Consider the following 4,122-nt stretch of genomic DNA (forward strand, 5'->3'; position numbering starts at 1 on the left):
ATATTCTATGGCATTAGAAAAGCATGACTATAGACAAATAATTGTTAATCATCTTACCTATTCGCTCTCGAAGGATATGTATTCGGCAACGGAACGGGATAAATATAACGCTATTGTTCTTTCCGTACGGACGCAGCTTGTAAAGAAATGGATAAAAACACAGCAGTACTATTACAAGGTGGATACGAAGCGGTTATATTACCTTTCACTGGAGTTTCTTCTTGGAAGGCTTCTGAAAAACTATCTCATTAATCTTAAACTGGTTGACGAATACAGAGAGGCCGTGGATATCCTCGCCATAAGCCTTGAAGATGCCCTTGAGTATGAGTGGGATGCCGGACTTGGGAATGGCGGCCTTGGAAGACTGGCAGCTTGTTTTCTTGACTCTATGGCAACTCTCCAATACCCCTGTTATGGATACGGGATCCGTTACGAGTATGGTATTTTCACCCAAAAAATAAAAGATGGCTACCAGACAGAAGCCCCCGATAACTGGCTCAGGTATGGGAACCCCTGGGAATTTGCAAGGCCTGAGCTCCTCTACCCGGTCCATTTCCATGGGCGGGTTGAGGTCCATTCCGGCGGTAAAACAGAATGGGTGGATACTGACGAGATCATGGCAATGGCCTATGATTACCCGATCCCCGGATATTGCAACGAGGTTGTGAATACCCTCAGGCTATGGGCGGCAAAATCAACGAGAGACTTTAATTTTGAATACTTCAATAGCGGTGATTATATAAAAGCCGTTGAAGACAAGAATAACAGCGAAAATATTTCAAAGGTCCTCTATCCAAATGATCTTTCTCTCGCGGGAAAGGAATTACGCCTGCAGCAACAGTATTTTTTTGTTGCCGCTACCCTCAGTGACATCATGAGGCGCTACAAGAAGTTTCATCTCAACTATAATACCCTGCCTGAAAAGGTTGCCATGCAGCTCAATGATACCCACCCGTCTATCGCGATTGCTGAACTTTTGAGGATCCTCGTAGACGAAGAAGGGTTATCATGGGATGTCGCACAGAAGATAACGACGAAGACCTTTGCCTATACCAACCACACGATACTCCCCGAAGCCCTCGAGACATGGTCCGAAGGGCTTCTGGGTAATCTTCTCCCCCGCCATCTTCAGATAATTCAGGAGATAGATAGAAAATTTCTTATTCAGGTCGCGCGGCGGTTCCCCGATGAGCCTGGCAGACGGAATAATATGGCTATAATAACAGGGGACGGGGAAAGGGCGGTTCATATGGCCCGGCTTGCAATCGTTGGAAGCCATACCGTGAATGGTGTTTCGAGACTTCATTCGGAATTATTGAAAACGAATGTCTTCCCGGATTTTTATCTCATGTTCCCGGAGCGGTTCCAGAACGTTACCAATGGCATTACACACAGACGCTGGCTTCTCGAAGCGAACCCCGAACTTTCTGAGTTGATTAACGAAACGATAGGTGATGGGTGGACAAAAGATCTTGAAGAGCTTAATAAACTGGAGCCTTTTGCGGAAGATGGCGAGTTTTGCAAACGCTTTGCCGGGATAAAAGAAGGCAACAAGGTGAGGCTTCTGAAGGTCCTTGAGAATGAATTTAACCTGTCCTTCAACACGCAATTTCTTCTTGACTGCCAGGTGAAAAGATTCCACGAATATAAACGCCAGCTCTTGAACGTCCTCCACGCGATTACCCTTTACAACAGGATCAGGGAGGGAAGGGTGGACGAAGATTTTGTACCAAGGACCATCATGTTCTCCGGTAAATCTGCGCCGGGATACCTCATGTGCAAGCTTATTATCAAGCTGATTCACAACGTGGCAGAGGTTATATCGGCTCATCCACAGGTAAGGGATAAGCTGCAGGTGGTCTTTGTCCCGAATTACGGTGTGACTCTCGCACAGCTCATCATGCCTGCCGCTGATCTGTCAGAACAGATATCGACTGCCGGTTACGAAGCGTCCGGAACGGGTAATATGAAATTTACGCTCAACGGGGCGCTGACAATAGGCACCCTGGACGGGGCAAACGTTGAGATACGTGAAGAGGTAGGGCAGGAAAACTTTTTTCTTTTCGGGTTGACCGCAGAGGAGATCATTCAATTGCGCCAGGGTTACAACCCACGTCAATATATAGAGCAGAATAAAGAGCTTGCCCAGGCAATGAATCAACTGTCGAGCGGTTTTTTCTCACCTGAGAACCAGGGGTATTTTCAGCCTGTGGTGAATAGTCTCCTCGATGGTGACCATTATTGTGTTCTGGCAGATTATGCCTCATATGTAAGCTGTCAGGAAGAGGTCTCAAGGGTCTATGGGGAGCACGACCGGTGGATAAAAATGGCTGTTCTGAATGTTGCGCGGTCGGGAAAATTTTCAAGTGACAGGGCTATCAGGGAATATGCCGAAAATATCTGGCATATAGCATCACTGGACGTTTGATACAAAAAATCTCAGGTAAGGGATTCATATGGAACAATATCCCCATATCTTTTCACCGGGCCGTATAGGCCGTCTTGAAACGAAAAACCGTATTAAATATGCTGCGACAGAGACCAATTTCCCCTTCAGTGATGGTTTTGTCAGTGACCGGGAGGTTGCGTATATGGAGGCTCAGGCAAAAGGCGGGGCAGGTATTGTCACCACCCAGGGGGCTTACCCTGACCGAAAGGGTGAGGGAAAAGGTTTCAAGGGGATGATGGCGATATGGGATGACCGTTTTATCCCGGGATTGGCGCGTATTGCCGACATTATTAAAAAGAACGGCGCCCTATCATGCCTTCAGATACTTCATTGCGGCAGGGAAGGCGGGGTTGAACTGGATTACTGTCTTATGCCCTCGGTGGTGTCTCAGAAACTCTCGTATTTCAAACCGCCCCGGCAGATAACGAAGGAGGAGATCAAGGCCTCGCTGCGGGATCATATAGAGGCGGCGAAAAGGGCAAGGGCAGCAGGTTTTGATATGATAGAGATATCCGGTATAGTGGGCTACCTTCTCTCGACCTTCATATCCCGTTATACCAATAAGCGTGAAGATGAATACGGCGGCGACATCAGGAACAGGTGCAGGCTGATGGTCGAAGTGCTTCAGGGCATCAAGGCTGAAACAGGGAATATGCCCGTTGGGATCAGGCTGTGCGGCCATGAATTGCTTGACGACCGGGGTGGAAATACGATGGAAGAAAGTATTGAAAGCTTCCGTATCGCCGAAGAAGCAGGCGCCGATTATGTCAGTGTTACGATAGGATGGCACGAATCCTCACAATCTGTTATTACGAGGGATGTCCCAATGGGATACTGGCTGCCTGTGGCTGAAGCGGTCAAAAAGAATGTCACAATACCTGTCATGATGGCCTTCCGCCAGTTTACCCCTGACATACCCGAGAAGGCGATAACCGGCGGCATGATCGATTTCTGGGAGATGTGCCGCCCGATGATCGCCGATCCGGAATTACCGAGAAAGGTTGCGGAAAGGCGTGAGGATGAGATCATACCCTGTATCGCGTGTAATCTCTGTTTTTCGAGGCTTTACTATCACCAGCCTATTATGTGTACTGTCAGGCCCACAGTCGGTCGCGAGAGAGAGCAGGAGTGGGGTTACTACGGGTTTCAGAAGGCCTCCAGGGAAAAGAAGATTGCGATCATCGGGGCAGGTCCTTCAGGGCTTCAATGCGGCGTAACAGCCGCGAAACGTGGCCACGAAGTGGTTATTTTCGAAAAGGACGATGTTCCGGGTGGGAATATCCGTTTAGCCTCCATGGTCGACGAAGGCGCCGTTGAGCTGCTACGGCCCATCAGGACGCTTGAGGCAGAATGCAGGAGACTGGGGGTCAGGATCCGTCTGGGGGAAGAATGTACACCCGATACAATACAAAAAGGGTCTTTCGATGTTGCCGTTATCGCAACGGGTGCAACGGTCAGGCAATACCCGGTGATCGGGAAAGGATCTTTTCTTACCCCTTCGGACATTATGGTAAAGGGTCATAAACCAGGGGAAAGGGTGGCAATCATCGGCGGCAGCGGAGCAGGGCTCGGTGTAGCGATCTTCCTTTTAAGACAGGGAGATTACCGTATAACGATCATCGAAGAGAGCGGCAAACTCGGTCGGGATGTAAACCCCTTCTACCTATGGCAGT

The 4,122-nt window shown here is 48.8% G+C and carries 2 protein-coding genes; both read left to right on the forward strand.

Translation table 11 applies throughout. From position 1 onward, the window contains the following. The coding region (locus PHU49_15340) for a glycogen/starch/alpha-glucan phosphorylase (protein ID MDD5245381.1) at positions 1 to 2,428 on the forward strand (2,428 nt) is incomplete at its 5' end. 28 nt (positions 2,429 to 2,456) lie between these two features. Next, the coding region (locus PHU49_15345; GenBank protein MDD5245382.1) for an FAD-dependent oxidoreductase at positions 2,457 to 4,122 on the forward strand (1,666 nt) is incomplete at its 3' end.

Source organism: Syntrophorhabdaceae bacterium (genome assembly GCA_028713955.1).
Taxonomy (GTDB): Bacteria; Desulfobacterota; Syntrophorhabdia; order Syntrophorhabdales; family Syntrophorhabdaceae; genus UBA5609.